We start from the raw sequence: 25,607 nt of genomic DNA, 5'->3' as shown, positions 1-25,607 counted from the left end.
GAATTTTGATTAGACCCGATATCATAGAAGAATTACCATATAGCAAACCCTTTTTGTTTGTTGATGAAATCCTGGAGATCGATGATGATCATATTAAAGGAGCCTATACCTTTAAAAATGATGAGTATTTTTATGAAGGACATTTTAGGGATCATCCTGTTACTCCCGGAGTAATACTTACCGAATGCATGGCACAGATAGGTATGGCTTGTTTTGGAATTCATCTTTTAAAAGATAAATGGAATAGAGAAACTATCGGTGTTGCCATGAGTAGTAATGAAATGAGTTTTTATAAACCTGTTTTTCCGGGGGAAAGAGTTATTGTAGTTTCTGAAAAGGTATATTTTAGGTTTAGTAAATTAAAATGCAATGTTTCAATGTATAACACTAAAAATGAACTAGTTGCAAAAGGAGTTGTTGCTGGTGTAGCATTTGAAAAATAATAGATAGAAGATATAAAATGAGTTTTGGATATTCTTTAGTGAAGTTAGTACTTAAATTAAAAGGGGAGAAGCATTCCTGGTCTAAGGATCCTATAGATTATAAAAAGAAGAGAAAACAAAATATACTGCGTCCTGGTAAATGGTTATTGTCTGGAAGCATATTGTATACTAAAAAAGTTGGAGAAACATCGATAACAAGCATAACCCCCAAAAATGAAAATACAGATATACTGTTTTTTTATTGCCATGGTGGAGCCTTTGTCTATGGGCCAACAAGAGAGAATTGGATAGCACTTTCAAAAATTGCAAAGGGTGCAAAAGCAACTGCATGGATGATAGATTATCCTAAGGCACCGGAATATAAGATAAAAGAAGTAACAGAAAATGTATTTAATGCATACCTAGAGGCTATAAAAGAATTTGATCCCAATAAAATAATACTGATAGGAGATTCTGCCGGTGGAAATTTAATCTTAACCCTAACGCAGCGATTAATAAAAGAAAATATTGATCTTCCAAATCGATTAATTCCTATTTCACCATTGATAGATGCATCGCTTACCAATCCAAAGATTAAAGAGATAGATGTTTTAGATCCAATTCTAAGTTATAATGGTGTGATATCTGCTAAAAGAATGCTGTTAGAAGACATTCCGCTTACAGATTCAATAATTTCACCAATTAATGGGTCGCTTAGAAATTTTCCACCCATACATATGTTTAGTGCAGAATTAGACATTTTTACTCCCGATCAGGAGTTGTTTACTAACAAAGCAAAGAAAGAAGGCGTCGAGATTGAAGTAATCGTAGGACAAAATATGCCACATGTTTGGCCTATTTTACCAATAATGTCAGAGGCCAAAGCGGCAATAGATAAAATTATTTCAATTGCTAATGCTATTTAAAAATGTATAGAAGACGAGTTGTTATAACGGGATTGGGAATAGCATCTCCAAATGGAATGACCATTTCAGAATTTAAAAGTTCAATTCAGAAAGGTACTAGCGGTATTCGTCTTATTAAACAACTTAAAGAATTATCTTTTTCGTGCCAAATTGCTGGTTTTCCTATTTATAAAGAAGAACACCTAAACAATTACTTTAATAGTGTTGAGCTTCGAGGTTTAAAAGCAACCGGGATGGAATATGGGGTAATTGCTGGAGTTGATGCTTGGAAAGATGCGGGATTTTATGTGTCTAATTCTGAAACTCCTTTATGGAACACGGGCGTGATTTTTGGAACAGGTATTCTTGGTGTGGATAAATTCCGTGAAGCAATTTATAAAGTGGATGAGGGTAATGTAAGACGATTGGGGAGTAATACTGTAATTCAAACTATGGCCAGTGGTATTAGTGCATTTTTAGGTGGCAAGTTGGGTTGCGGCAACATAGTAACAACAAACTCCTCTGCATGTAGTACAGGAACCGAAGCTATTTTGATGGCCTATGATCGCATTGCCTCAGGTAATGCCGAAGTTATTCTGGCGGGTAGTACAAGTGATAGTGGACCTTACGTATGGGGAGGATTTGACGCCATGCGTATTTTACCTTATAAATACAACGATAACCCAACTCAAGCTTCAAGACCAATGAGTGCATCTGCCAGTGGATTTGTACCCGGAAGTGGAGCAGGAGCTTTGGTAATAGAAAGTCTTGATAGCGCTCAAAAAAGAGGTGCGACCATATATGCCGAAATTCTTGGAGGCACTATAAATAGTGGTGGGCAGCGTAATGGTGGAAGTATGACTGCTCCTAATAGTATTGCCGTTCAACATTGTATACAAAGTGCGATCAAAAACTCTGGAATTTATCCTGAAGATATTGATGCTATAAATGGGCATTTAACAGCAACAACAAAGGATAGTGCCGAAATACAAAATTGGTGTGAAGCATTAGGTCTAAAAGGAAACGATTTTCCGTATATCAATTCGTTGAAGAGTATGGTTGGTCATTGTCTTGCAGCTTCAGGAAGTATTGAAAGTGTCGCTACTGTACTACAACTTAAAGAAAACTTCATTTTTGGAAATGTAAATTGCGAAGATCTTAATCCAGAGATAGCTTCTTTAGTACCTAGGGATCGTATTCCAACAAAAACAATCAATTTTTCTCCAAATATTATCGCAAAAGCTAGTTTTGGATTTGGAGATGTAAATGCTTGTGTTATCTTTAAAAAGTATTAAAACATATTTATGACAAAAGAAGAATTGCTAGCCAAATTAAAAACAATCATAGAACCTTATGTACAAAACCAAGAAGGATTTAAGAATCTAAATCAAGACACAGATTTCATTAAAGATCTTGAGATTAATTCGGCCAATTTGGTAGATGTTGTTTTAGATGTCGAAGATGAGTTTGATATTGAGATTGATAACGAGGCTATGGAAAAAATGCTGACCGTAAAAGCTTCTCTAGAAGTTATTGAAGGTAAATTAGCTTCGAAATGATTGGTAATGATATTATAGATCTACAATTAGCCAAAAAACAAAGTAATTGGCAACGAAAAGGCTGGTTACAAAAAATCTTTACAACTACAGAACAAAAATATATTCTATCCTCAAAAGATCCTGAACTACAAGTATGGTTGTTTTGGAGTATGAAAGAGGCGGCATATAAGGGGCATCAAAGACGTTTTTCATTGCCTCCAAAACTTAACCCTAAAGATTTTAAATGTGCGTTAGACGGTATGGTCAGTATTGATCGTCACTTATATTATACTGAATCAGAGATGACACAATATTATATACATACTACCGCAAAATCTCCAAGAAATAATTACTATTCTTCAATATGTAAAAAAGATACAGATATATACCAATCCTTAACACAAAGTATTCGTCAAAAATTAAATATCCAGGCATCAATTTTTATACAAAAAGATACAAATAGGATTCCTATGGTGTATATAAACAAAAAAGAAAGTGATATTCAGATTTCAATATCAAACCATGGGATGTATTCTGCATTTATTCTGAATGTATAAGATGCAATCGTATTCTTTTTATTTAAGAATCGGAAAATGAAACTGTATATCTAGCTCATTCTTTTGGCGTTCATCAAAAATATTCACTCCATAATCACTAGTGTGGATGGTAGTTTTGCCTAATAATAGTTTATCATTAAGGTTAAAAGTGATTATGACCTCTTTTTGGATACCTTTTATGGTAAGGTTTCCTATAACTTTAAAAGTATTGTTTTCAAATTCAACAACTTGTGTGCTGGTAAATGTGATTTTTGGATATTTTTTCTTGTAAAAGAATTTTTCCCACATCAAGTGACCATCTCTTAAAAAATTATCTGTATCGATTGTTTTTACTAGAGCAGAGCCTTTAAAAACGGCATTTTCAGGATCACTGGGGTTAAAATCAATTCTAAAATCTAATCCGCTAATAGTACCCGAGGTGTTTTCATGAATAAAATCGAAGGTTACTTTTGAGTTTTCTATATCAATATCCAAACCTTTAAAATCATTAATTAAGGATAGTTCCGAATTTGGATTAGTATTTAAACCCGTTGTATTTGGAGTAAGATCCTGGCAGAAACCTTGTGTAATAATTACAGTAAGTAGAATATTAAGAAAAACTTTCATGGGGTATATTTTAATTGTTTTAAAGGTAAAAATTATCAAGAATCATTCCAAGGGTTTTGCATAAATCATAATAGTATAGAAGAGGATATCCTTCTCTGTTAAGGGATTTTCGTGCTATCACTTTCATTTTTTAAAATATAATTTTGAGCTCCATTCGTAGTGCCTATTTTCATAAAATAAATATAAAGTGAAGCAAATGAGTAGATTAAAATAAAAAAAAGTAATAAATTAGAATGGTAAACGATCGTCAGCCAAGTAATCACTCTAAAAGTTTTAGAATTATGAGTAAAAAAGAAAAAACTTCGAGAAAAAGACGCTTTGCGGACTTCCAAAACAAATATCGACGTTCATCCAACTTTGGATATGGTTCCAAAAGAGATCAGTTTGCTATTGCAGGTAATGGAGAATTATTTGCATCAGATGATTTAGAAGAAGGTGAAGAGAATATTAATTAAATGAGTTTCGTGAATTGTATTTTACTATCCTTACCGATTTTTTGATCGCGTATTACTATTGGTGTGTTTCGTTATTGAGGTGCATGGGTAGGTAATGCAGAAGATAATGGCACAATCCAATCTGCTTTCCATATAGGAAAAGGTTCTGTAGAAATATCTACTTCTGGATCAATAAATTGTTGATACGGCCTTCCGTTTAATCTTGCTTTAATATCTGCATACACAGCAACCTCTTTTCCTTGTTTTAAATAATCTCTTCGAATTAAATTTGCAATTTGCCAAATTATAGATGGTTTTGTAACGGCAACTCTATACTGCCATCTTGGTAATTGTTTTGATAGCACTAATGTGTCAGTAAAACTATTATCTTTTGCTTTAACAATAAATACGCCTTTCCCTTTCTTTGACCTTAATTTCATATGCCAGGCGTATTTATGTCCTTCTTCGGTCCAACTAACGTTACCTGGAATTAAAAAATGTCGTAATGGTATAAAAATCATGAGCAGCACCCAGATACTTAATGCTATAATTGTGTGCTTTTCAGATTTTACAACGACAGCGCTTTTTGGTTTTACGATCGTATCATTTTGCAGCCATTTTTTTCTTAAAATTTTGTTCAACACCGTTCTTGGCCAGTTTGGTGGGAAAAATATTGTTGTAGATGCGATCATAAACCAAGGAAAAATACCGATGGTAAACAATTTTGAATTCATGAGATGAAATAAAACTCCTATCAAAAATCCCCAAATTCTGGTACGCTTAAATAAAAGCATGGGAACCAATAATATGTCTACAAGCAATCCCGAATATGACATAATTAGAATCATCCATTTTTCTGTGAAAAAACGACCAATAAGAGGAAAATCAGTATCATCAGATAACCACATTTGCAAGGGTTGTCCAGCTAACCAATCAGGATTTATTTTTGCAATTCCGCCAAAGAAAAATGGAACTCCAATCATAAAGCGTATAAGCCATAAACACCAAAGCGAAATGTATTTAGATCGTATATGCTTTTGCCATAAGGTATCTAAAGAAAAACTTTTGTGAGCAGGAATAAATATCAAAACAAAGCTTAGTAAAACAATTAGATAAAAATGGTTTAGATATCGAGCTTGTTCAAGTAAGAACATATAGGTAAAGCTCATAAAGAAAAGCGTAATACTTATGCGATATAAGAAGCCTATCATAATAAAGATTGATAGTATTCCTAAAAGAATAAAAAGAAAATACATACCATCACCACCAAGCGGTCTTAAGGATAAAAATGGCCAAAATGGAAAATTAGTATTGACATCAATCCAATAACGGGAAATCCAATTATGATCAAAATACCTCAAAACTTCTATAAACATTATAAATCCAAAAGCAATTCTGAACAAAACAATACTAGAAATATCAACCTGGTTGAAAAGAAATTTTAAGTTTTTTATTCCAAAAGACATGGTGTTCTAATTAGGAGGTGTATACCTTTTTCTTTGTATAATAGTACAAGAATACAAAATACAAATTATAAATATTCAAGTTAGCTTCTAAAAAATAAGGCTGTAACGCACCTATTTTTGCAACGTCTTTTAATTGAATCCAACCAAAAAAAGGAAAAGATGAAAAAAAGTTGCATAGTAAACTACCTTGGGACAAACCCACGAGGCATCAGTTGGAAAATAATTTTGATTTCAAGGCAAACTTCGAAGCGTTTAAATCTCGATAATCGAGTAAAAATTTTCGCCCAGCATCAATTTTTAGCTTTTATGATCATCTTATTCTTGGCTTTTATAGGTATTGATAGAATAGAGGCCCAAGAGCAAGAAAACATAGCTCCTAAAGAGCCTAGATTAACCACAAGCGGAGTTTCATATATGGAGCCAACAAATCCTGAAAAACACTCTAAGTTTGTAATTAACTACAGAGTTAGCTCAAATCTCTTTCTTGAAGTAAGAGGGCAGTATGATGTTTATCCTATTGTTAACGTTTTTAAATCAGCATTAATAGCCAAACGATATATTTCTAATAATACCTATTTGTTTTCTGGAGGAGAAATAGAGTGGACCAGAGTTGTTTATAAAGATCTTTTACCGATTCCTAACATTCCTACACAATATAGATCAATTAATGGGATAGGGTATGACGTAAATTCTTATTTCACGATGGAGGTGCAAAAGGATTTTTATATTAATGCAACCAATTTATCGCCTTTTTCCAACCCAGACGCATTTTCGATAAAAGGAACATTGAAGTTTTAAATGAGACGGGCATTAATGATACGTTAAAAATAAGAAAGGTGTTTTTAAATTTTGTAATTTAAAAAAGAATTAAAGGGAATAATTACTATGAAAAACATAATATTTTTAACGATTGTATGCTGTTTATTACTTAGCTGTAGTGGTGCAAAGAATAATATAATTACAGAAGCACAAATCAAAGCATTGGATGATATCGTTGCTAAAAAAACATTTCAAATAGAGTCTCTTTGGGCAAACCCATTAACTACTAATAGCATTACCAGTTTTGCAAATAGTGGGTTATTACCACCAGGAAGTACCGTTAGCAATATAAATTTAATTGGAAATCCGAATTACTTAAAAATGCATGGCGATAGTATTTCAATGTATCTGCCATATTTTGGAGAACAACGAATTGCTACAAATTATAATCGATCTGATGCTGCAATTGAATATGATGGAAAGCCAGATGAAATTAAAATCATAAAAAATAATAAAAAGCAAACGTATCAAATCTATTTTGCAGCCAAAACAGATCGTGATACCTATGAAGTTTATGTAACCCTATTTCCAAATTTGAATAGTACAATAGATATCAACAGTGTTTATAGAACAACGATATCGTATAGGGGTACGGTCTCAAAAACAAAGTTGCCACCAGAAAGCACAGTAACCATACAGTAACTAGGTTATTTAATGGGGTAAAATGCAAGTACTTTACATGATACTCTGCTACCTTTTATTTTTAACACCTTAAAACAATTGAAAAAGGCTTGCCTTCCAGATCGTATATAACCTCTTTATTTTTCGTATGCTTTTATATTATAGGTCATTAACAGTGTGGTGATGATTAATAGTACTACTAAATAGAACTTTGCATTCCTTTTAATCTTTTTTCTATCTTTCTTTTCTTTTCGGTCAGTCGTTTCATGAGATCCATTAAATCCGAGTCTCCTGTTTTCTTATAAACTTCATTTATACCTAATATTAGTGACTTGGCTTCTCTAGACGCAGCAACTCTATCACTGGTTGTCATATTAGACATCTTTCGATTTTCAAATTCTAGGGCAGTTTCTATTAGTTTCATAGCACAATTTTTAACAAAGTGGTGTATGGAAAGTTTTAAAATTAATATGTACAAAAGTAAAACTAATTAAATATATATATTTTGTTTACTTTTTTTAAGTGAATATTAAACAAAAATTAACTATTGCTTTGGGTTTCCAACCCGATAAAGTATAGCTGAAATTATTTCAATTATAATTTTATTAATATCAATTTCAAAACTGTGTACACCTAACTATTCATTTTAGATTTATGAATTATAGAAATTTCAATACTTGATAGAGAAGCAATTCACGCTTTTTCGACCATTGAATGGCGTTTGATAGATTCATGTGAATTCGATTTATTAAATGATAAGAATGATTTTAATAGATACAATAGGGGTATGGATATTTTAAATATTAATCTTAAATCAAAAAAATGCAAATAAATATGTTTTTATCGATATCTAGTTTATTCATTTTTCTATTTACTAGTATTTCTTATTCACAAAACAAACAATTAAAAGATCATGTACTTTTTTACAGTTCTTTTGACGAAAAATTATCTGCGGACATATCTGCTGGTGATGGAATGTTGTATACAGCCGAAAACTATAAAAAAGCAGCTAATGCCAAAATGGGTTTGCATACGCCTGATGTTGTTTTGGCAAAAACAAAAGGCCTTATTGGAGATGCCCTTCACTTTAAAAATAAAAACACTTCTGCTATTTTTTATAAGGCATATAAAAATGTAGGGTATAGCAGCAAATCATGGAGCGGTACCGTATCATTTTGGCTGAAATTAGATCCAAACAAAGATCTGGCTCCAGGTTATTGCGATCCAATATGTGTTACAGATGTTAGATATAATGATGCAGCCTTGTGGGTTGATTTTACAGATGATGATCCAAGAAAGTTTAGATTAGGTGCCATGGGAGACTTAAACGTTTGGAATCCAGAAAACATAGATGATGAAACCAAATGGAAAAAACGTACAGTTACCGTAAATAAACCTCCCTTTGAGCAAGGAAAATGGACATACATTGCTATTACTTTTTCAAAAGTAAATACAACAAAATCTATATTCAAATTATATTTAAATGGCGAATTTCAGGGTGCTATAAAAGATGTTAATGATCCATTTACATGGGAAGCAGAAAAAGGAAAAATTATGTTAGGTTTAGGATATATTGGTTTGATGGATGAACTCACTGTTTTTGACAAACCATTAGATCTTGAAGAAGTAAAATTGGTTTTTGAACTAAAAAATGGAATAAAAGCGTTATTTAAATAAAACGTATTTCAAGAGTCTCTTATATTAATATATGTAGAATGGTAAAAATTGTATAGAGTTTTATTTGTATGGATCGAACTTCTAGACTGTCTTAGCAGAATAATTCTCGACCACAAAGTCTCCCCAATTTGCAATAGATTGTAATATTGGGATGAGTGTTTTTCCTAAATCAGTTAAAGAATATTCTACTTTTAAAGGAGGTTTAGTTGTATAAACTTTTCTATTAATAATACCATCTTCCTCCAAGTTTTTAAGTTGCAAACTCAACGTACGTTCAGTTACAGTTGGCATAATTTTTCGTAATTCATTATAACGTAATGTTCCATCGATAAGATGATATAGAATTACTGTTTTCCATTTTCCACCAATAATTCCCATTGTTAAACTCGTGCAACAAGGGTATTCTTTACCTTTATATGTGTGCATTCTATTAAATTTTATTATTTTTTTTATACTATCCTTTTTGACCGTTATTGTGCAGTAGCAAAACTATACTTAATTTTGTAACTATAAAAATTATAGTAATAATATTTAAAATTTAAATAAATAATTATGAGTTACTATTCAGTATTAGATGTAACACCAACAAATACGGATTGGGTTAAAGATTATGTCGCAGTTTCAGGAAAAATTGCCTCAAAACATGGAGGAAAGTATTTAGCAAGAACTGCTACCCATGAACAAATAGAAGGTGATGACCAACCTGCCGCCTTGCGTATTATTTTAGAATGGCCATCAAAAGAAGCTGCAGAAAATTTCATGAAAGACCCAGAGTATATACCACATTTAGAGGCACGTACAAAAGGTTCTATAAGTCATCACTATTTAATTGAAAAGAAGGACGATTTAGCTTAAATGCGATTTGAACAAATAAATAAAGGTTTTAATACCACATTTCAACACAATAGTTTGAGTATTGGTGTGGTTATTCCTATAGAAAATTATGCCAATAGTCCTATTCCAAAAATGGAAAAGCATTTGGAGCGCGTTAAACTCATTGAAGAATTAGGTTTTAAAGCACTTTGGGTGCGTGATGTTCCATTTCATGTTCCATCTTTTGGTGATGCAGGACAAACGTATGACCCTTTTACATATTTAGGATACTTAGCAGGGCAAACCTCAAAAATCGCATTAGGGGTTTCGAGTATTGCTTTACCATTACATCATCCTGTTCATGTGGCAAAATCGGCTGCTACTATTGATCAATTATCTGATGGAAGATTAATTCTTGGTATAGCCTCCGGTGACAGATACGATGAATACCCAGCAATGAATATCGAATATGAAAAACGTGGACAAATCTTTAGAGAAAGTTTTGAGTATATCAGAAGTGTACAAGATAGTTTTCCTGTTCTAAAAGGCAATTCGTTCGGAAATTTACAAGGACATATTGATGTTTTACCTAAAGCTTTTACCCATAAAATTCCAATGTTGGTTACAGGGTATAGTCAGCAATCTTTAGAATGGAATGCTAAAAATGGAGATGGTTGGATGTATTATCCAAGAAATCCGTTACAACAGCAATATACTATTGCGCAGTGGCGTGAGTTAATGCTACATGGAAGCAGTAAACCTTTTATGCAACCTTTATATATAGATTTACAAGCAAATGATGATTTTAAGCCGCAACCAATTCATTTAGGGTTCAGGACAGGTGCAAATTATTTAATCGAATATTTTCAGAACTTAAAGACTATTGGAGTTAATCATGTTGCCTTGAATTTACGTTTTAATTCAAGTAAAATTGAAGAAACATTAGAAAAACTTGCGGAAGAGGTATTGCCTCATTTTCATGAGGAAATAAAAGAAGAAATCAAATTATGAAAACTATAGTAATCACTGGAAGTACAGATGGAATAGGAAAGCTAACAGCCATCAAGCTCGCGAATAATGGTCATAATGTATATATTCACGGAAGAAGCCCAGAAAAATTGGCTAATGTAATTTTAGAAATAAAACAAACATCTAATAACCCAAATATTGAGGGTTTTGCAGCAGATTTTTCAAATTTAGAAGATGTGAAATCAATGGCTGACGAAATTAAAGCAAAGCTTTCAAAAATAGATGTACTTATCAATAATGCCGGAGTTTTTAAAAGTTCTAATGGTCATACTAAATATGGTGATATTCGTATGGTAGTAAATTATCTTGCTCCATATCTATTAACCAAATCTTTAATGCCTTTATTAGAACTTGGAAAAGAATCACGAATTATTAATTTAAGCTCTGCTGCACAATCACCAGTTTCTTTAGAAGCGGTTGGAGGAGTTCAGATTTCTAATGTAAACTCGGCATATGCTCAAAGCAAATTAGCTTTAACGATGTGGAGTTTCTATTTAGCAAATCAACAAAATAAAGTTGCCTTAATTGCGGTAAATCCAGGTTCATTACTAAATACGAGAATGGTTGCCGAAGCTTACGGACAACATTGGTCTCCAGCAACCAAAGGCTCTGATATACTATTTGATTTAGCGGTTTCTGCAGCATATAATGGTATAACAGGAAAATATTTTAATAACGACAAAGGAAGCCCGAAAGGTACATTCGGTCCAGCACATCAAGATGCATATGATGAAGATAAAATAACTGTATTGATTAATAAAACAGAAGAAATAATAAACTAATACTATAAAATGAATTTAACAGAAGTATTAAACTGGCGCTACACAACCAAAGAGTTTGACCCAACAAAAAAAATTTCAGAAGAAGACTTGGAACAATTAAAAACGTTACTTCAAATGAGTCCTTCAAGTACTAATTTACAACCTTGGCATTTTGTTATTGCAAAAACTGAAGAAGGGAAAAAGCGTTTTACCAAAGGCACACAAGGTTTTTTCGTTTTTAATGAACCCAAAGTATTAAATGCATCCCATGTTGTGGCATTTTGTGCTCGTACATCAGCAGATGACATATATATGCGACATTTAGCTGATAAAGAAGATGAAGATGGTCGCTATGCCAAGCCAGAGTTTAAAGAGCAAACGTACGGAGCAAGAAATATTTTTGCAAATATTCATCGTTATGATATCAAAGATTTTCAACATTGGATGGAGAAACAAGTGTATTTAAACATAGGAGGTTTTTTATTAGGAGCTGCAACTTTAGGTATTGACGCAACACCAATGGAAGGCTTTGACTTAAAAGCTTTTGATGAAGAATTTGGCCTACGTGAAAAAGGGTTTACAGCAATAACTATAGTCGCATTAGGGTACCGTAAAGATTCTGATTTTAATGCAAAATTGCCAAAGTCTCGTTTATCGCAAGATGAAATTTTGACAATTATATAAGTTTTTTTACCACATGGAATTTTGACTAAAATATAGGCTAGGACCTTGGTAATATTTTAGTGTACGAGAACTCAATTTTGTTGAGTTCTCGTTTTTTTTAAATGAACCACTGTAATACTATTGAGGAAGGATAATTTGTACTGAATGTTATGTTTTATTTCACTTCCAAAATAATCTTTTACTCTGACGGAATTATCATTTGAACAGCATTTATAGAAGTCTTGTTGTTATTTAGCCAAGAAATTAAAATGAATGTTATGTTTAAAAAATATCGAATTCTTAAATGGGTAGCCATTGTTTTTGTTAGTTTGATTGTAGTTATCGTTTCTTTTGGATTCTGGTTTAAAAGTTTAATTCCACCTAGGGATATCAATGTGAAATCGACTTTAGTCCAGGAATTATCATATTTATCTGAAGATATTGTACCAACAAGAGGTAAAATATTGGCAGTAGTAACAAGTACAGACGTAATGGGAAATACGGATAAAAGTACTGGATATGAACTATCAGAATTAGCACGAGCCTATTATACTTTTGAAGCCAACGGTTTTGAAGTAGATATTGCAAGTCCAAAAGGAGGAAACCCACCTGTTGTTATTGATGATGAAGATATGGGGGTATACGATTTTGCGTTTTTAAACGATTCAATCGCACAATACAAAGCTAGTCATACGATTAAAATAGAAGATGTTATCGCAGAAGATTACAAAGCCATCTTTTTTGCTGGAGGAAAAGGAGCCATGTTTGATTTTCCAAATAATAAAACAATTCAAACTATAGTCAAAAATTATTATCAAAACAACAAAGTAATCGGTGCTGTTTGTCATGGTCCAGCCGCTTTGGTTAATGTAATATTGGATAACGGACGTCCACTGTTAGCGAATAAAAAAGTAAGCGGATTTACAAATAAAGAGGAATTACTCTTAATAGCTGATGCAAAATCCATCTTTCCTTTTTTATTACAAGATAAAATAGTAGAGCAAGGTGCCAATTTTAATGAAGGTGCTATGTATTTAGAAAAAATAAGTCATGATAAAAACCTTATAACAGGTCAAAACCCTTGGTCAACTTGGAAGTTAGCCGAACATATGGTCAAGCAATTAGGTTATACACCAAAATATAGAGAAAGGACCGATGAAGAAAATGCAGTGCAAGTTCTATCTGCTTATAAAACAAACGGCAAACAAAAAGCAAAGCAAATGATTGAAACCCTATTAGTAAAAGAAAAGAAACCCGTTAATAGAGTATTAATAGCAAAACACGGTATAATTGCAGCTATGAAAGGCGAAGTGGGGCAGTTTTTTAATATGATTGGATTAGTATCTTTTGCGAAAAATTGTGAACCTAAGAACAAGGAAATTTAGTTACATTTGAAAAAAAACATAACTTGAGTTTTTTAGATATACTTCTAATTATTATAAGCAGTGCAGGACTTTTACATGGTCTTGCATTTGCTGTATATTTATGTTTTTTTAAAAAGAAGAGAACAACTAGCAATTATATTTTAGCATTAATTCTAATTTTCATGGCTTTTAGAATAGGAAAGTCTGTAATGCTTAATTTTGGTAATGATTTAGAGCCAATATTCATTTTTGCCGGATTGGCTTTTCTACTTTTAATAGGCCCATTACTGCGATGGTATGTTGCAGGAATGACGCAAGTCGATTTTAAATTACCGCAATATTATTTTTTGGAGTTAGTGCCATTTGCTCTATTATTCTTGTCCAGTTTTTTTGTTACTAAAAACTGGTTTGATAGCAATAATAAAGAAGCTATAATTGTATTTGCCAGTGTTCTTATTTTTATTTATCTGCATTTTGCTTTTCATATTTTTGTGGCCTATCGGCAACTAAAAAAAGTAAAGAAAGGTTATCCTAAAGAACTACAAACAAAATCCCAGAAAGCAATAATTGTGTGGTTAAGAGTATTAATTATTGGTTTTGTCTTTATATGGGTGTCATATTTTTTAAACATAATAGAAGATACTGTACCCTATATAGCTGGCCCAATCATGTATTCAATGGTCGTCTATTTTTTGAGTTTTAAAGCTTTTAAACTTAAAGTAACCGATATTGATGGCAATGTTTTTAGAAAGAATGATGACATCCAATTATTTAAGCAAATATCAAAACTAATTTTAGACGATAAATTATATTTAGAACCTAATGTATCTCTTTCAAGCATTGGTAAGTTAATAAATAGGAGCACCCAAAAAACTTCTGAAGTGATTAACCAATATTCGAAACAAAATTTTAATGATTTTATTAATCAGTACAGGATTAATGAAGCAAAAAAAATGCTTTTAGATAGTAAAAACTATACGATATCGGCTATTGCTTTTGATTCTGGTTTTAATAGTCTATCTTCATTTAATACAGCTTTTAAAAAGTTTGAAGGCATAACACCATCTTCATTCAAGAAATCTAATAGTATTTAAACAAGACTTTAAATTGATTCTTCTTTGTAAAACGATCTTATAAACACACACAATCGTCAATGTTCTTCAATAAATAGGTGCGAAAAAGGACTGTGTCAAAAAAAGAAATAACAATTCAAGAACACAATACGACGATTCAAAATAATTTGATTTCGTATTCTTTTTATGAATACCATATTTGGCTATAAATATACCTAATAACTTTTTAAATAGTTAAATATGACTCCAGCAACAATTTTTTCAATAGCAGGTATGATTACAACTCCTATGTGGGTTTTAATGATCTTATTACCTAAATGGAAGGTGACAAAACTCTTAATGGATTATAAAGTAATTCCGTTAGTGTTATCCTTGGTGTATGCGATTTATATTCTTAACGCTATACAAATAGGAGGAATGATGGATTTTGGAAGCTTAGCATCGATCATGAAATTGTTTACCGAAGAAAATGCTGTTTTGGCTGGCTGGGTGCATTACCTTGCTTTCGACCTTATAGTAGGTATGTGGATGTTAGATCAAAACAAGAAACTTGAAATTCATCAACTCATAATGGCTCCTTGTTTATTTGCCACATTTATGTTCGGGCCTATAGGCTTCCTACTGTTCATGATTATTAGAACCTTTAAAAAGAAGTAATTATGACCAATTTAAAGCACGTATTTAGTACAGTAAAAAAGGAAAGTCCAATACTTTATGGAATCGTTATCATCCATCTAATATTAGCCGTTGTATGTATTGTTGGACTTTTTATTGATGATAGAACTTTGGTAGGTGTTAATGTATGGATTAAACCATTAAAATTTTCAATTTCTGGAGCTATTTATATTTTAACCGTAGGATATCTGATAACATTATATCCTTATTCCAAAAAAAAGAAAAACATTCTTAATGCTATTGTTTCCTGGACATTGTTTATAGAGATAGGTATTATTGTTCTTCAAGCGTCCCGAGGGGTAAAATCTCATTATAATAGCTCTAGTTTATTTGATGGTTTGCTCTTTGCCGCAATGGGTATTTTAATAGCGATTAATGTTATCATTATGATCTTGTTTATATTTGATACAATTCGTTTAAAATTAAACACAAACAAATCTATTCAATGGGCTATATTGTTAGGTTGGATTATTATTGTTGTTGGTAGTTGGGTAGGAGGGCAAATGATAAATCAATTGTCTCATAATGTTGGAACACCAGATGGAGGAAATGGACTACCATTGGTTAATTGGAGTACTGTTGGTGGAGATTTGAGGATAGCCCATTTTTTTGGGTTGCATGGCATACAAATAATTCCGTTATTCGCATTAATGCTATCCAATACATGGAAAACCACAAGTAGAAACCAGATTATTGCTGTAACTATTTTTGGGGTAGCATATGCTTCATGGATTGGATTTACATTCTATCAAGCCAAACAAGGGATACCATTAATAAGCTTATAATTAAACCATAATGTTAATCGACAAAAAGAAACGCATACAATATTTAGGGTTTAATGATCTTTGGTTTACGGTTATAGGTATTCTTATTATAAGTATTATAACCAACTATTTATTTAATGACCCATCAGAAAGAAGTTCTATAGAACTTGTATTTATAGGTTGGTTTGCTGCTCTATTTTTTACGGTTTGTGATTGGTTTATCATAAGGTTTATTCTGATTTTTTTACGGAAAAAATATCCTGATTTTAAAGATGATTTTAAGCGTATTATTTTCCTTCTTTTTGCTATTATTAGTGTAATACTGCTTGTTGATTTTATAGGAGGTTCTTTGCTTGCAAATATTTTTACCCTTCTCGGGTTTAATTCTACACATGCAATAAGATTAAAGGTTCTTTTGCCCGTTATTTTAATCACGATTATGACCATGGCCATATATGAAGCTGTATATTATTATGTACGGTTAAAAAAATCTATTAGAATAGAAGAACAGGCAAAACAAATAATGATTCAAGCGCAATTGGATACCTTAAGAAATCAGGCGCGACCCCATTTTTTATTCAATAGTTTAAATACATTACGTGATATTATTGATCAAGATTCTAAAGAAAATGCAAAAGATTTCGTCGATAATTTATCAGATGTATATCGTTTTATATTAGAGTCGGGGAATGCCAATTTAATTTCGCTTCGAGAGGAATTAAAATTTGTTAAGGCGTATATTCATATCCAATCAGAAAGATTTGGAGATAATTTAAAAATGAATTGGAATATTCCAGAAGCTAAATTAGGGGCTATGATAGTCCCCATGAGTGTACAGCTTTTGATAGAAAATGCTATAAAACACAATATAGTTTCGAGAGCTAAGCCTTTAATTATACATGTAGAAATAAAAGATAACCACTTAGTTGTAAGAAATAAAATTCAAACAAAATCTACACAAATACCATCAACAAAAATTGGATTGAAGAATATCGAAAAACGATATGCATTAACATCAAGTACATTGCCAGTTATTAAAAATGATGGTGATCAATTTATGGTTTCTTTACCCTTATTAAAACTATCTGATCAAAAGAAAAACTATGCGAATATTAATAATTGAAGATGAACCACGGGCTGCAAGTCAGTTACAAAACCTGTTAAATAAAAGTACTTTTGATTTTCAATTATTAGATATTATTGATACCGTTGAAGATGCCGTGTTATGGTTTAAAAAACACACGACACCAGATCTGGTATTTATGGATATTCAATTAGCTGATGGATTAAGCTTTGAGATTTTTCAGAAGATAGAAGTATCTACACCTATAATTTTTACAACAGCTTTTGATCAATATGCTATTCAAGCTTTTAAGGTAAATAGTGTCGATTATTTATTAAAACCAATTCAACAAAAGGAATTAGAGACCGCATTACATAAGTTTACAAAATCTAATGAAACTAAGGTTATAGAGCCTGTAATTTTAAAAGAGCTTCTCAATAGTATTCAAACGCCTCAAAAACGATCAGGTATACTTGTTAAAGAGGGTAGTGGTTTTGTTCAAATCAGGATTTCAGAGTTATTATATATGTATTCTCAAGACAGCATTACTTTTGGTGTAACACATAATAAACGATACATTATAGATGAAACTATGGATCAATTGTTTGATTCGTTAGATGATACTAAGTTTTATCGAATTAATAGAGGTCAGATTGTTGCTAAAATGTCTATCCAAAAAATAGAACCTTATTTTAATCATAGAGTAAAGCTATCTGTTTCAAATCCAAGAGATCAAGAGTTTATTGTAAGCAGACAAAAGACAGGCAATTTTAAAGAATGGATGAACAAATAATACATCGATTACAATTCAACTATAAAAAACGATACTTCAGCAAAAAGCAGTTATTTTCATGATCTAAAACATGAATATTTGTAGTGTTCTAATTAACTAAAAATATTCATTATGAAATTTAGACTTTTCATCACTTTACTGTTACTAGTAGCTTCAACTACACTGTTGGCACAAGAAAAAATAAGCGCAAAACAATGGCAACAAGATTTACGTTTTTTACAGAAAACGGTACATGAAGAATATCCGTTTTTGTTTAAAAAAGTAACCGTTAAAGAGTTTAATGATACTGTCGAAGAGTTACATAAACAAATCCCGAATTTAGAAGAACATGAAATTATTGTTGGGTTTTCTAGACTCGTGTCGCTATTCAAATACGGACATACCTATGTTAGTTTTCATCAAAAACCTTTTGAATTTTCGCAATTTCCTTTCAATGTATATGAATTTAATGATGGAGTATATATACAAGGAACACACAAGAATTACCCAAAAGCAGTTGGAGCAAAAGTCATAGCGATAGAAGGGAGGCCAATTTCAGAGGTTCTCGAAGCAATTGAACCCACAGTAGAAGCAGAGAACTCACAATATTTTAAAGCCTACGGAATTAATAATATACGATATCCCGAAGTACTGCATGCGCAAGGAATTACCGATATGTTGCAATCATCAATAACTTTTACTTTAGAGAAAGAAGGTCAGCAATTTCAACAAAAATTTGACATTTTACCTAATAAAAGTCGAGTGCCAACAACCTACGGATACGTACAACAAGAAGACGACTGGTTAAGCGCTAGAAATCAAAACAAAACACCGCTATACCTTAAGAAATTAGATAAAATTTATTTCTACGAATATCTTACAAAACATAAAACGGTGTACGTAAGACATAGTAGAGTTAGAAATGATCAATCAGAAACTATGGAAGCATTTTACAAACGAGTTTTTGAGTTTATCGAGGATAATGATGTAGAGAAATTAGTGCTTGACGTTCGTTTAAACGGTGGTGGAAACAATTATTTAGTAAAACCAATTATCACGGGAATTATTGAAACTGAAAAAATTAATAAAAAAGGAAAGTTATTTGTCATTACCGGACGACGCACATTTTCGGCTTGTCAAAACTTTGTTAATCGTTTAGATAGTTATACCAATGCCATATTTGTTGGCGAACCAACGAGTGAAAATGTAAATTTTTATGGTGATGCCAAACCCGTACAATTACCAAATAGCAAAATGAAGATAATGTTATCATTTGCTTGGTGGCAAGATAAAGAACCCTGGACAAATGATGCCTGGTTAGCGCCACAATTATCGGTAGATATGAGTTTTGATGAATATGAAAATAATGAGGATCCTGTTTTAGAAGCAACTTTCAATTTTAATCCTGAAGGCTTTATTTTAAGACCTATGGATCATATAAGAACCTTATTTATGCATGGTGATATTGAAACATTACAAAAAGATGTGATTAAAATGTTGCAAGATTCGCGTTACAAGTTTTTCGATTTTGAGGGAAAATTCATTAATTCAGGAAAATTATTATTGAATCAAAGTCAATATCAGCATGCTATTGGAGTGTTTTCTTTTGTAGCACAACTGTTTCCGAATTCTGTAAAAGCGTGGAAACATTTAGGCGATTGTTATTCGCAAATCGGAGATAAAAATAAAGCTCAGGAATTTTACGATAAGGCTGCTTCTATTAAATAAAATTAATACGTATTAATTTCTCAAGACGATCCCGATAACTATCGGGATCGTTCGATATAAAAAAGACTGATTTGTTTAGATATTTAAAACCATTTTGCTTTTATATCTTTGTATTTAGTTCTTCCGATAGGGATACGTTCTCCATTCTTTAACTCAATCATATATTTACTTCCTGATTCTACGATAATTTCTTTTATTTCAGACATCTTCACTAGGTATGATTTATGGATTCGTTCAAAAGTATTTGATAACAATTGTTCTAGCTTTTCGAGCGATTTATCATGTAGTTCTTTTTTTCTATCAGCTAGAAAAAGTTCGGTATAGACACCAGCTCCTTTTATATAAAGTACATCTTCAATAGGTATTAGTTGTATGCGATGCCTTTTTTTAATCGCTAAAAATTTAATTTCATTCGTTTCTATCTTTTCGTTTGCCATAGTTCGATTCAAGGCTTGCTCCAGGCGTTCTCTATTGAAGGGTTTGGGAACAAAATCTAAAACCCCATATTCAAAAGCAGTAATTGCCTGATCTTTATAAGCAGAAATAACTATCGTATGGAATGATTTAGAAACTGCTGTAGCCAACAAGTCAAAACCATTGGCGCCATTAAGATTCAAATCTAGAAGAACAAGGTCTAATTCGTTATTTTCAATAAATGGTAATGCTTCATGAAGTGTATTAATATACTTTAGTGATTCTAAAGTATCTCCAAAAATATCACGAGTCATTCGTTCAATTCTTTTGGCTATTCTTGATTCATCTTCAACGATTAAAACCTTCATCTTCTTAAGAATATATTTTTATGATGTTTTTCCATCCGTGATGTACTGGTTCTGAGGTAAAATCCCATTGCTCATGATAGCTCTCTGTTAGCCGAGCTTTTATATATTTTAGACCTGTACCTTCTGTACTATTATTCGTTCCTTTCTTCACAGGAGCCGCAAAGGTTAAAAATGTATAGCACTTGTAATCAGTATTCGATTCAAAAATAAGCTTAAATCTGATGTTATTATCTTCTCGAGGTAAGCTATGTGTAATTCCATTTTCTAATAACGTATGAAGAATTCCAGGAGGTATCTTTTCTTCAGGATCTATGCCTTCTTCTTCCCACAAATAGTTGATTTCTTTCCGGTATTCCATAATTTCAAGATGTGCACGGCAAAGCGCTATTTCTTGAGCAATAGGAATCAATGTTTTATTTTCTATCTGGTTAAAAAGATCAAATTCTTTGGCTAAAGCTTCAATAAACAAAACTCCTTTCTTAGGCGCTTCTTCTACCCAATCTATTAATGAGGTCAGGGTATTCATTAGAAAATGAGGTTGAATATTCTTTTTGAGTAACTCAAGGCGCAGTCGTGTAGATTGGACCAAGGAGTTTTCATAAGCTAGCCGTTGTTCTTTGATACGCAAGGAAAGTAAGTACAACATGTTAAGTAAAATTAAGCTAAAACCGATAAAGAGACTCATATTAAATGAAACGGAATAACGAATGAATATACAAAGGAGCAGGGTTAGCAGTACTAAAAGAGCACCTTTTGCTTTCTTGTATACGCCAAAAACGGCTATACCTATAGAAAATACCAATAAACTAAAAGCCATATTTAATATCGTGTAATCAAATAAATGGTGTTCAATAGAGAATATATATAAAAGAATAGAAGCGTAAATACCTAAAAAGACTTTCCATTTTGGGAAGGGAAACTGCATCGAGAAATAGAGTGGGATTAAAAACGAAATTCCGAACATTAAACTGGTGATAACTTCTAACCGAACAACATGTAAGCTATAATGAATTGGTATCGTTGTTCTCACAAAGTGGGTCATTGTTAAGCCAAAAAAGAGAAAACAACTAATGCTAAAAATAAGCTTAGGGTATTCTTTTTTATTACCTAAGAATAGAAAAAGAAAATAGATCGCGGTAATGAGAAAAGCACCTGCAAAAACATGCATATAGGAGTTTTGGATGAGCCGGTCGGTAAGTAAATCATCGTAATCGTATATCTTCAACCCATAATTGCCAATATGATCTGGATAATAATAATTACTTAAGCGTATGGCCATTACATGTTCGTCTACATTGGTCAAATGGGTGGGTATGATAAAAGTAGTCCACAATTTACCTTCAGGAGGTAAATCTGCTTCCTGCCCCGGATTTCCATTTTTGCCAATCAAAACCCCATCCCAAAATACCTCATACTCGCCATAGACTTCTAACTGAAGACCATAGGGTTGTAAGATTTCAGGAGCCTTTAAGATATCGATCTTAGTTCTAGACCAGAAAACCTTACCATCAGGCACTAGCTTTAGTCTTTTTTGCCATCTCTGATCATATAAGTTCTTGGTCGACCATTCTGGTTGATCTCCAACCTTGAATACGGTCTGATATTCCTTAAAAACCGGACTTTTAGAGCAAGAGGTTACAAATAATGTAAGGCATATTAAAAGGAGATTGTAGAAAAATCTCAAATTCATTTTTCAATGGTTTTACCGATGCAAGATAATCATTATAATCATCCTCTTAGAGCAGTTCATTAGTGTATAGAGCAGTTGGCAAAATTTAAATTGAAAACATAAAAGAAAAATGCATCTTTTGTAAAGTATAAAAACATAAAAAACACACTCAAAGCATCTGGTCAGTAGTATAAACTAACTCATATACTTCAAATAATTCAAAAGATGTTTATGGGTTTGAGATATATCCAGTAGAAATTAGCATCAGATGAATCTATGGAAACAAACAATATGGTACCAAACATTTTTTACACTCAAAAAAATATGAAAAATTACAACTTTATACTTTCAATATCGGTATTAACTCTATTTTTTAATGCTTGCAATACTAAAAATCAGAAAGCAAACGAGTATGATTTTCCAGCTTTAGAAGATCGATATTTCGGACAAAAACCACCAGGTTTAATTCCTGAAGTTTTTGCTCCTGGAATTATTTCAATAAATGGAAGATATGAACATGGTATTTCGTTTTCTCCTGGTTTAGATGAAGTATATTTTTCAGCTAATAAAAAAGACCAAGATCCAAGCATATATTTCTCAAAACTTGAAGGAAAAAAATGGACTAATCCTAAAAAAGCAAATTTTACAAAAGGCAAAAAAGTGGGTGAGATGCATCCATTTGTAAGCCCTAGTGGTAAAAGGATTCATTTTGCAGCTCATGATTCTTTTACATTGCCTCATCATAAAGAATCGGTTAAAGCTTGGTATGTTAATCGTTTCGACAGTTCTTGGAGTGATGCGATACAACTTGATTCACCTATAAATGATGATTTTGTTTTTTATTCAAATGAAGCCAAAAACGGAGATATTTTTTATACCAATGTGTCAAAGCGAAAAATGTATTATTCCCCTAATAAAAATGGTAAATATCTCGAAGTACACGAAGTTGGAATTGAATCTGGTTTTCACGGTTTTATTTCCCCATCTCAAGAGTATATAGTGGTAAATGCCAGAAACAAAGAAGATGATCAAAGAAAAAGCGATATATATGTCTATTTCAAAAAGAAAGACGATGGGTGGTCAAAAGCCATTAACCTTGGAAGTGAAGTAAATTCTAATTTTAGTGAAACATGCCCGAGTATCACACCGGATGGTAAATATTTATTTTTTGGCAGATATAACGAAGAAGGTGGATTATCAAACTTTTATTGGGTAAGCACAGAAGTTATTAATAAAATAAGACCATTGGACTTATAAATGAGCAATACATTTTTTTTTAAAACAATATGCTATGAATACCAATAATTTTAAACAAGCAAGAGTCTTTTTCATTTTAATTTTCCTATTTGGCATTATTGCTTCTGGTCAGGAAAGTGACAACTCTAAATCACCATTCTATACAATTGCCTATACTTCAAAAGAAACTGGAAACGTAGAAATTTATTCAGGTAATATAGAAGGTAAATCCACTGTTAAAAGTACAAATGAGAATGGAGGTTATGTAGCTTGGTCTCCTGATGGAAAGCAATTTGCATTTTATAGCAAATATGATGACAGAAAGACTTGGTCTATTCATACCATGAATAGTGATGGGACGAATAGAAAACGATTAACACGTGCAAAAGATAAATGGGATAATGCACCTGATTGGTCTCCAGATGGAAAAAAAATTGTTTTTGCAAGAGAGTATAAAGATTCAGAGGGCGTTTGGCATCCAGAAATTTGGATCATGAATTCAGATGGTAGCGAACAGACTCAGATAAAGTCACTAAAAGGGAGTAATCCTTATTTTACTCCAGATGGTAGAATTGTCTTTTCTTGGGAGTTCGATGATAGGAGCAGTGCCATAAGTATAGCTGATATTGATGGGAAAAATATCATTCGGTTAACACATAATAATGATGCTAAAGAATGGCATCCAGATGTTTCTCCTGATGGAAAACAAATTGCTTTTATGTCTGACAGAGATGGAAATTTTGAAATTTATGTGATGGATATAGATGGCTCCAATCAAAAACGATTAACAAATAACGATGTTCGTGATTCTATGCCATCTTGGTCGCCTGATGGTTCTCAACTAATTTTTCACTCAAAAACGGATAAAGACAGGAATATTTATGTGATGAATAAGGATGGTTCTGAAGTAAAAAAAATAATCTCTAATGGGGGGCAAGCTGCTTGGTTTAAAAATAACTAAATAATAAAAATGATGAAAAACAAAACAGAACTACTACTTTTAATTCTTCTGATAGTAACAAATAGTGGCTTTACCCAACAAAGTAATAGTCAAGCACCAGAGGCTACAGCAGCTGAAGCGACATTCTCATATAGTGAGATTCCGTATCTCGATAAAGCCTATATCGATACTACGCCGGCAGACAGAAAAGATGGTATTCTTGTGGGTGAATTAGGGATTGATGGAGGCAATAAGAATATGATTGTTAAACTAGCTAAAGAGATTGCCGACCATAAACATGGTTTTTTTGACAGCTTTCTTATGGCTCACAAAGGCAAGCTTCTCTTTGAATCCTATTACAGAAAGGGACGCATCAACCTGCCTCATTATCAGGCATCAGCGACTAAAGCTTACACCGGTCTAGCGCTTGGTCGAGCCATCCAACTAGGGTATCTAACCATGACCGATTTAGATAAGCCTTTGGTTAGCTTTCTTAACGATCTGGATTCAACAAAGTTTGTTGAAGGTGCAGAAAAAATAACGCTGAACCATGCGCTGACCATGCGTTCTGGTATCCGTATCAGTGACGAACAGAGAAAAGAATTTAAGAAAAATCCAAACCAGTTAAAAGGGCAAGGACAAGTTCAAGTTTTACTCGAACATAGCGAGCCAATCACTTCAGCATCCCAAGTTTTTAAATATGGAGGCGGTCCGGGATTGGTAATGCAGGTTATTGAAGCCGTGGTGCCTGGATCGGCCAAAGATTTTATTAAAAATGAACTGCTCGACAAAATGGGTATCGCAAATTACCGCTGGCGAACAAACGGTGTTACCGGTATGCCAGAAGCCGGTTGGCGTACAAACATGACATCGCGCACTATGCTCAAATGGGGTACTTTGGTCATGAACAAAGGTAAATGGAATGGTGATCAACTAATTCCAGAAGAATTTATCGAAAAAGCTACTAGTAGGCTCCTCTATACTGGCGATGATGATGTATATGGTGGTGGTAAAGATGTCTCTAAACAGGGGTATGGTTATTTCTGGTGGTCTGCAGATTTGAAGGTTGGTAATAAAAGCTATTTCAGTGTATCTGCCCAAGGCGGCAACGGTCAATATATCATTTTGATCGAAGAACTTGATCTGCTGATTGTATTTACTGATGATGATAATGATAACCATGCGCTACAACTGGTCGCAGAGCGAATCTTACCAGCATTTATAAATTAA

The 25,607-nt window shown here is 32.5% G+C and carries 29 protein-coding genes; 23 read left to right on the top strand and 6 right to left on the bottom strand.

The genetic code is table 11. From position 1 onward, the window contains the following. Nucleotides 1-5: 5 nt before the first annotated feature. Genes JJQ60_RS05525 through JJQ60_RS05505 form a run of 5 tightly spaced genes read left to right on the top strand, consistent with a single transcriptional unit; the run spans nt 6 to nt 3,422 of the window. The gene (locus JJQ60_RS05525; protein WP_201917522.1) at nt 6-443 is read left to right on the top strand and encodes a 3-hydroxyacyl-ACP dehydratase FabZ family protein; all 438 of its coding nucleotides are present in this window, start codon (nt 6-8) and stop codon (nt 441-443) included. Between the two features lie 17 nt (nt 444-460). Beyond that, nucleotides 461-1,348, top strand: a complete 888-nt coding sequence (locus JJQ60_RS05520; RefSeq protein ID WP_201917520.1) for an alpha/beta hydrolase fold domain-containing protein — start codon at nt 461-463, stop codon at nt 1,346-1,348. Nucleotides 1,349-1,350: 2 nt separating this feature from the next. Continuing rightward, nucleotides 1,351-2,622, top strand: a complete 1,272-nt coding sequence (locus JJQ60_RS05515; protein ID WP_201917519.1) for a beta-ketoacyl-[acyl-carrier-protein] synthase family protein — start codon at nt 1,351-1,353, stop codon at nt 2,620-2,622. Nucleotides 2,623-2,631: 9 nt separating this feature from the next. Continuing rightward, entirely contained in the window at nt 2,632-2,886 is a 255-nt protein-coding gene (locus tag JJQ60_RS05510; protein ID WP_201917517.1) for an acyl carrier protein, read from the top strand. Then, nucleotides 2,883-3,422 (top strand): 4'-phosphopantetheinyl transferase family protein, encoded by a 540-nt coding sequence (locus JJQ60_RS05505; RefSeq protein ID WP_201917515.1) that lies wholly within the window; start codon nt 2,883-2,885, stop codon nt 3,420-3,422. The genes JJQ60_RS05510 and JJQ60_RS05505 overlap by 4 nt, the downstream gene beginning before the upstream one ends. 18 nt (nt 3,423-3,440) lie before the next feature. Here JJQ60_RS05505 and JJQ60_RS05500 read toward each other — a convergent pair whose 3' ends face one another. Further along, nucleotides 3,441-4,028, bottom strand: coding sequence for a YceI family protein (locus JJQ60_RS05500; protein ID WP_201917513.1), 588 nt, complete (start codon nt 4,026-4,028; stop codon nt 3,441-3,443). Between the two features lie 233 nt (nt 4,029-4,261). Here JJQ60_RS05500 and JJQ60_RS05495 point away from each other — a divergent pair, with 233 nt between their 5' ends. Continuing rightward, nucleotides 4,262-4,483: a hypothetical protein gene (locus JJQ60_RS05495; protein ID WP_201917511.1), complete on the top strand. Its 222-nt coding sequence runs from the start codon at nt 4,262-4,264 to the stop codon at nt 4,481-4,483. A gap of 71 nt (nt 4,484-4,554) precedes the next feature. Here JJQ60_RS05495 and JJQ60_RS05490 read toward each other — a convergent pair whose 3' ends face one another. Continuing rightward, nucleotides 4,555-5,928, bottom strand: coding sequence for an HTTM domain-containing protein (locus JJQ60_RS05490; RefSeq protein WP_201917509.1), 1,374 nt, complete (start codon nt 5,926-5,928; stop codon nt 4,555-4,557). A 159-nt stretch (nt 5,929-6,087) separates the two neighbouring features. Between JJQ60_RS05490 and JJQ60_RS05485 the strand changes: the two genes are divergently transcribed. Then, nucleotides 6,088-6,726: a hypothetical protein gene (locus tag JJQ60_RS05485; protein ID WP_201917508.1), complete on the top strand. Its 639-nt coding sequence runs from the start codon at nt 6,088-6,090 to the stop codon at nt 6,724-6,726. Between the two features lie 87 nt (nt 6,727-6,813). Then, nucleotides 6,814-7,389 (top strand): DUF4251 domain-containing protein, encoded by a 576-nt coding sequence (locus tag JJQ60_RS05480; RefSeq protein WP_201917506.1) that lies wholly within the window; start codon nt 6,814-6,816, stop codon nt 7,387-7,389. A 178-nt stretch (nt 7,390-7,567) separates the two neighbouring features. Here the strand turns inward: JJQ60_RS05480 and JJQ60_RS05475 are convergent, their stop codons facing one another. After that, complete coding sequence (locus JJQ60_RS05475) at nt 7,568-7,792, bottom strand: hypothetical protein (RefSeq protein WP_201917504.1); 225 nt, start codon at nt 7,790-7,792, stop codon at nt 7,568-7,570. Between the two features lie 398 nt (nt 7,793-8,190). Between JJQ60_RS05475 and JJQ60_RS05470 the strand changes: the two genes are divergently transcribed. Beyond that, complete coding sequence (locus JJQ60_RS05470) at nt 8,191-9,045, top strand: LamG domain-containing protein (RefSeq protein ID WP_201917502.1); 855 nt, start codon at nt 8,191-8,193, stop codon at nt 9,043-9,045. Nucleotides 9,046-9,126: 81 nt separating this feature from the next. Here JJQ60_RS05470 and JJQ60_RS05465 read toward each other — a convergent pair whose 3' ends face one another. Beyond that, nucleotides 9,127-9,471 (bottom strand): winged helix-turn-helix transcriptional regulator, encoded by a 345-nt coding sequence (locus JJQ60_RS05465; RefSeq protein ID WP_201917500.1) that lies wholly within the window; start codon nt 9,469-9,471, stop codon nt 9,127-9,129. A gap of 126 nt (nt 9,472-9,597) precedes the next feature. Between JJQ60_RS05465 and JJQ60_RS05460 the strand changes: the two genes are divergently transcribed. The 11 genes from JJQ60_RS05460 to JJQ60_RS05410 all read left to right on the top strand — a co-directional run bounded on the left by JJQ60_RS05460 (nt 9,598) and on the right by JJQ60_RS05410 (nt 19,750). After that, nucleotides 9,598-9,900 (top strand): DUF1330 domain-containing protein, encoded by a 303-nt coding sequence (locus tag JJQ60_RS05460; protein ID WP_201917498.1) that lies wholly within the window; start codon nt 9,598-9,600, stop codon nt 9,898-9,900. Continuing rightward, nucleotides 9,901-10,869, top strand: a complete 969-nt coding sequence (locus JJQ60_RS05455) for an LLM class oxidoreductase (RefSeq protein ID WP_201917497.1) — start codon at nt 9,901-9,903, stop codon at nt 10,867-10,869. Then, entirely contained in the window at nt 10,866-11,669 is an 804-nt protein-coding gene (locus JJQ60_RS05450; RefSeq protein ID WP_201917494.1) for an SDR family NAD(P)-dependent oxidoreductase, read from the top strand. The genes JJQ60_RS05455 and JJQ60_RS05450 overlap by 4 nt, the downstream gene beginning before the upstream one ends. Before the next feature lie 9 nt (nt 11,670-11,678). Next, complete coding sequence (nfsB, locus tag JJQ60_RS05445) at nt 11,679-12,332, top strand: oxygen-insensitive NAD(P)H nitroreductase (RefSeq protein ID WP_201917492.1); 654 nt, start codon at nt 11,679-11,681, stop codon at nt 12,330-12,332. Between the two features lie 257 nt (nt 12,333-12,589). After that, a complete protein-coding gene (locus JJQ60_RS05440) occupies nt 12,590-13,696 on the top strand; it encodes a type 1 glutamine amidotransferase domain-containing protein (protein ID WP_201917490.1) in 1,107 nt (368 codons plus the stop codon). A 161-nt stretch (nt 13,697-13,857) separates the two neighbouring features. Then, the gene (locus tag JJQ60_RS05435) at nt 13,858-14,769 is read left to right on the top strand and encodes a helix-turn-helix domain-containing protein (RefSeq protein ID WP_201917488.1); all 912 of its coding nucleotides are present in this window, start codon (nt 13,858-13,860) and stop codon (nt 14,767-14,769) included. Between the two features lie 219 nt (nt 14,770-14,988). Further along, on the top strand, nt 14,989-15,405 hold the full coding sequence (locus tag JJQ60_RS05430; protein WP_201917486.1) for an ABA4-like family protein: 417 nt from the start codon (nt 14,989-14,991) through the stop codon (nt 15,403-15,405). Nucleotides 15,406-15,407: 2 nt separating this feature from the next. Continuing rightward, nucleotides 15,408-16,208, top strand: a complete 801-nt coding sequence (locus JJQ60_RS05425) for a hypothetical protein (protein WP_201917484.1) — start codon at nt 15,408-15,410, stop codon at nt 16,206-16,208. Nucleotides 16,209-16,218: 10 nt separating this feature from the next. Beyond that, nucleotides 16,219-17,310 carry a sensor histidine kinase gene (locus JJQ60_RS05420; RefSeq protein ID WP_236669047.1) on the top strand — a complete coding sequence of 364 codons (1,092 nt, stop codon included), beginning with the start codon at nt 16,219-16,221 and terminating at the stop codon, nt 17,308-17,310. Beyond that, nucleotides 17,291-18,043 carry a LytR/AlgR family response regulator transcription factor gene (locus JJQ60_RS05415; RefSeq protein WP_201917482.1) on the top strand — a complete coding sequence of 251 codons (753 nt, stop codon included), beginning with the start codon at nt 17,291-17,293 and terminating at the stop codon, nt 18,041-18,043. Before JJQ60_RS05420 ends, JJQ60_RS05415 begins: the two co-directional genes overlap by 20 nt. A gap of 111 nt (nt 18,044-18,154) precedes the next feature. Beyond that, the gene (locus JJQ60_RS05410) at nt 18,155-19,750 is read left to right on the top strand and encodes a hypothetical protein (protein ID WP_201917480.1); all 1,596 of its coding nucleotides are present in this window, start codon (nt 18,155-18,157) and stop codon (nt 19,748-19,750) included. Between the two features lie 83 nt (nt 19,751-19,833). Here JJQ60_RS05410 and JJQ60_RS05405 read toward each other — a convergent pair whose 3' ends face one another. Together JJQ60_RS05405 and JJQ60_RS05400 are read right to left on the bottom strand one after the other, a co-directional pair. Further along, nucleotides 19,834-20,532, bottom strand: a complete 699-nt coding sequence (locus tag JJQ60_RS05405; RefSeq protein WP_201917478.1) for a LytR/AlgR family response regulator transcription factor — start codon at nt 20,530-20,532, stop codon at nt 19,834-19,836. A gap of 4 nt (nt 20,533-20,536) precedes the next feature. Next, nucleotides 20,537-22,222 carry a histidine kinase gene (locus JJQ60_RS05400; protein WP_201917476.1) on the bottom strand — a complete coding sequence of 562 codons (1,686 nt, stop codon included), beginning with the start codon at nt 22,220-22,222 and terminating at the stop codon, nt 20,537-20,539. Between the two features lie 303 nt (nt 22,223-22,525). On the opposite strand from JJQ60_RS05400, the gene JJQ60_RS05395 reads away from it, so the two are divergent. Genes JJQ60_RS05395 through JJQ60_RS05385 form a run of 3 tightly spaced genes read left to right on the top strand, consistent with a single transcriptional unit; the run spans nt 22,526 to nt 25,607 of the window. After that, nucleotides 22,526-23,458 (top strand): PD40 domain-containing protein, encoded by a 933-nt coding sequence (locus tag JJQ60_RS05395; RefSeq protein WP_201917474.1) that lies wholly within the window; start codon nt 22,526-22,528, stop codon nt 23,456-23,458. A gap of 34 nt (nt 23,459-23,492) precedes the next feature. Next, nucleotides 23,493-24,398, top strand: a complete 906-nt coding sequence (locus JJQ60_RS05390; protein ID WP_201917472.1) for a DUF5050 domain-containing protein — start codon at nt 23,493-23,495, stop codon at nt 24,396-24,398. Nucleotides 24,399-24,407: 9 nt separating this feature from the next. Continuing rightward, nucleotides 24,408-25,607 (top strand): serine hydrolase domain-containing protein, encoded by a 1,200-nt coding sequence (locus JJQ60_RS05385; protein WP_201917470.1) that lies wholly within the window; start codon nt 24,408-24,410, stop codon nt 25,605-25,607.

Source organism: Aquimarina mytili, assembly GCF_016735115.1.
GTDB classification, from domain to species: Bacteria; Bacteroidota; Bacteroidia; order Flavobacteriales; family Flavobacteriaceae; genus Aquimarina; species Aquimarina mytili.
This window is presented reverse-complemented; position numbering and strand designations above follow the sequence as displayed.

Coding starts and splice junctions, on each gene's coding strand:
- JJQ60_RS05520 (WP_201917520.1), top strand. CDS start 461: ATGAGTTTTGGATATTCTTTAGTGAAGTTAGTACTTAAATTAAAAGGG.
- JJQ60_RS05515 (WP_201917519.1), top strand. CDS start 1,351: ATGTATAGAAGACGAGTTGTTATAACGGGATTGGGAATAGCATCTCCA.
- JJQ60_RS05510 (WP_201917517.1), top strand. CDS start 2,632: ATGACAAAAGAAGAATTGCTAGCCAAATTAAAAACAATCATAGAACCT.
- JJQ60_RS05505 (WP_201917515.1), top strand. CDS start 2,883: ATGATTGGTAATGATATTATAGATCTACAATTAGCCAAAAAACAAAGT.
- JJQ60_RS05500 (WP_201917513.1), bottom strand. CDS start 4,028: ATGAAAGTTTTTCTTAATATTCTACTTACTGTAATTATTACACAAGGT.
- JJQ60_RS05495 (WP_201917511.1), top strand. CDS start 4,262: ATGGTAAACGATCGTCAGCCAAGTAATCACTCTAAAAGTTTTAGAATT.
- JJQ60_RS05490 (WP_201917509.1), bottom strand. CDS start 5,928: ATGTCTTTTGGAATAAAAAACTTAAAATTTCTTTTCAACCAGGTTGAT.
- JJQ60_RS05485 (WP_201917508.1), top strand. CDS start 6,088: ATGAAAAAAAGTTGCATAGTAAACTACCTTGGGACAAACCCACGAGGC.
- JJQ60_RS05480 (WP_201917506.1), top strand. CDS start 6,814: ATGAAAAACATAATATTTTTAACGATTGTATGCTGTTTATTACTTAGC.
- JJQ60_RS05475 (WP_201917504.1), bottom strand. CDS start 7,792: ATGAAACTAATAGAAACTGCCCTAGAATTTGAAAATCGAAAGATGTCT.
- JJQ60_RS05470 (WP_201917502.1), top strand. CDS start 8,191: ATGCAAATAAATATGTTTTTATCGATATCTAGTTTATTCATTTTTCTA.
- JJQ60_RS05465 (WP_201917500.1), bottom strand. CDS start 9,471: ATGCACACATATAAAGGTAAAGAATACCCTTGTTGCACGAGTTTAACA.
- JJQ60_RS05460 (WP_201917498.1), top strand. CDS start 9,598: ATGAGTTACTATTCAGTATTAGATGTAACACCAACAAATACGGATTGG.
- JJQ60_RS05455 (WP_201917497.1), top strand. CDS start 9,901: ATGCGATTTGAACAAATAAATAAAGGTTTTAATACCACATTTCAACAC.
- JJQ60_RS05450 (WP_201917494.1), top strand. CDS start 10,866: ATGAAAACTATAGTAATCACTGGAAGTACAGATGGAATAGGAAAGCTA.
- nfsB (WP_201917492.1), top strand. CDS start 11,679: ATGAATTTAACAGAAGTATTAAACTGGCGCTACACAACCAAAGAGTTT.
- JJQ60_RS05440 (WP_201917490.1), top strand. CDS start 12,590: ATGTTTAAAAAATATCGAATTCTTAAATGGGTAGCCATTGTTTTTGTT.
- JJQ60_RS05435 (WP_201917488.1), top strand. CDS start 13,858: ATGGCTTTTAGAATAGGAAAGTCTGTAATGCTTAATTTTGGTAATGAT.
- JJQ60_RS05430 (WP_201917486.1), top strand. CDS start 14,989: ATGACTCCAGCAACAATTTTTTCAATAGCAGGTATGATTACAACTCCT.
- JJQ60_RS05425 (WP_201917484.1), top strand. CDS start 15,408: ATGACCAATTTAAAGCACGTATTTAGTACAGTAAAAAAGGAAAGTCCA.
- JJQ60_RS05420 (WP_236669047.1), top strand. CDS start 16,219: ATGTTAATCGACAAAAAGAAACGCATACAATATTTAGGGTTTAATGAT.
- JJQ60_RS05415 (WP_201917482.1), top strand. CDS start 17,291: ATGCGAATATTAATAATTGAAGATGAACCACGGGCTGCAAGTCAGTTA.
- JJQ60_RS05410 (WP_201917480.1), top strand. CDS start 18,155: ATGAAATTTAGACTTTTCATCACTTTACTGTTACTAGTAGCTTCAACT.
- JJQ60_RS05405 (WP_201917478.1), bottom strand. CDS start 20,532: ATGAAGGTTTTAATCGTTGAAGATGAATCAAGAATAGCCAAAAGAATT.
- JJQ60_RS05400 (WP_201917476.1), bottom strand. CDS start 22,222: ATGAATTTGAGATTTTTCTACAATCTCCTTTTAATATGCCTTACATTA.
- JJQ60_RS05395 (WP_201917474.1), top strand. CDS start 22,526: ATGAAAAATTACAACTTTATACTTTCAATATCGGTATTAACTCTATTT.
- JJQ60_RS05390 (WP_201917472.1), top strand. CDS start 23,493: ATGAATACCAATAATTTTAAACAAGCAAGAGTCTTTTTCATTTTAATT.
- JJQ60_RS05385 (WP_201917470.1), top strand. CDS start 24,408: ATGATGAAAAACAAAACAGAACTACTACTTTTAATTCTTCTGATAGTA.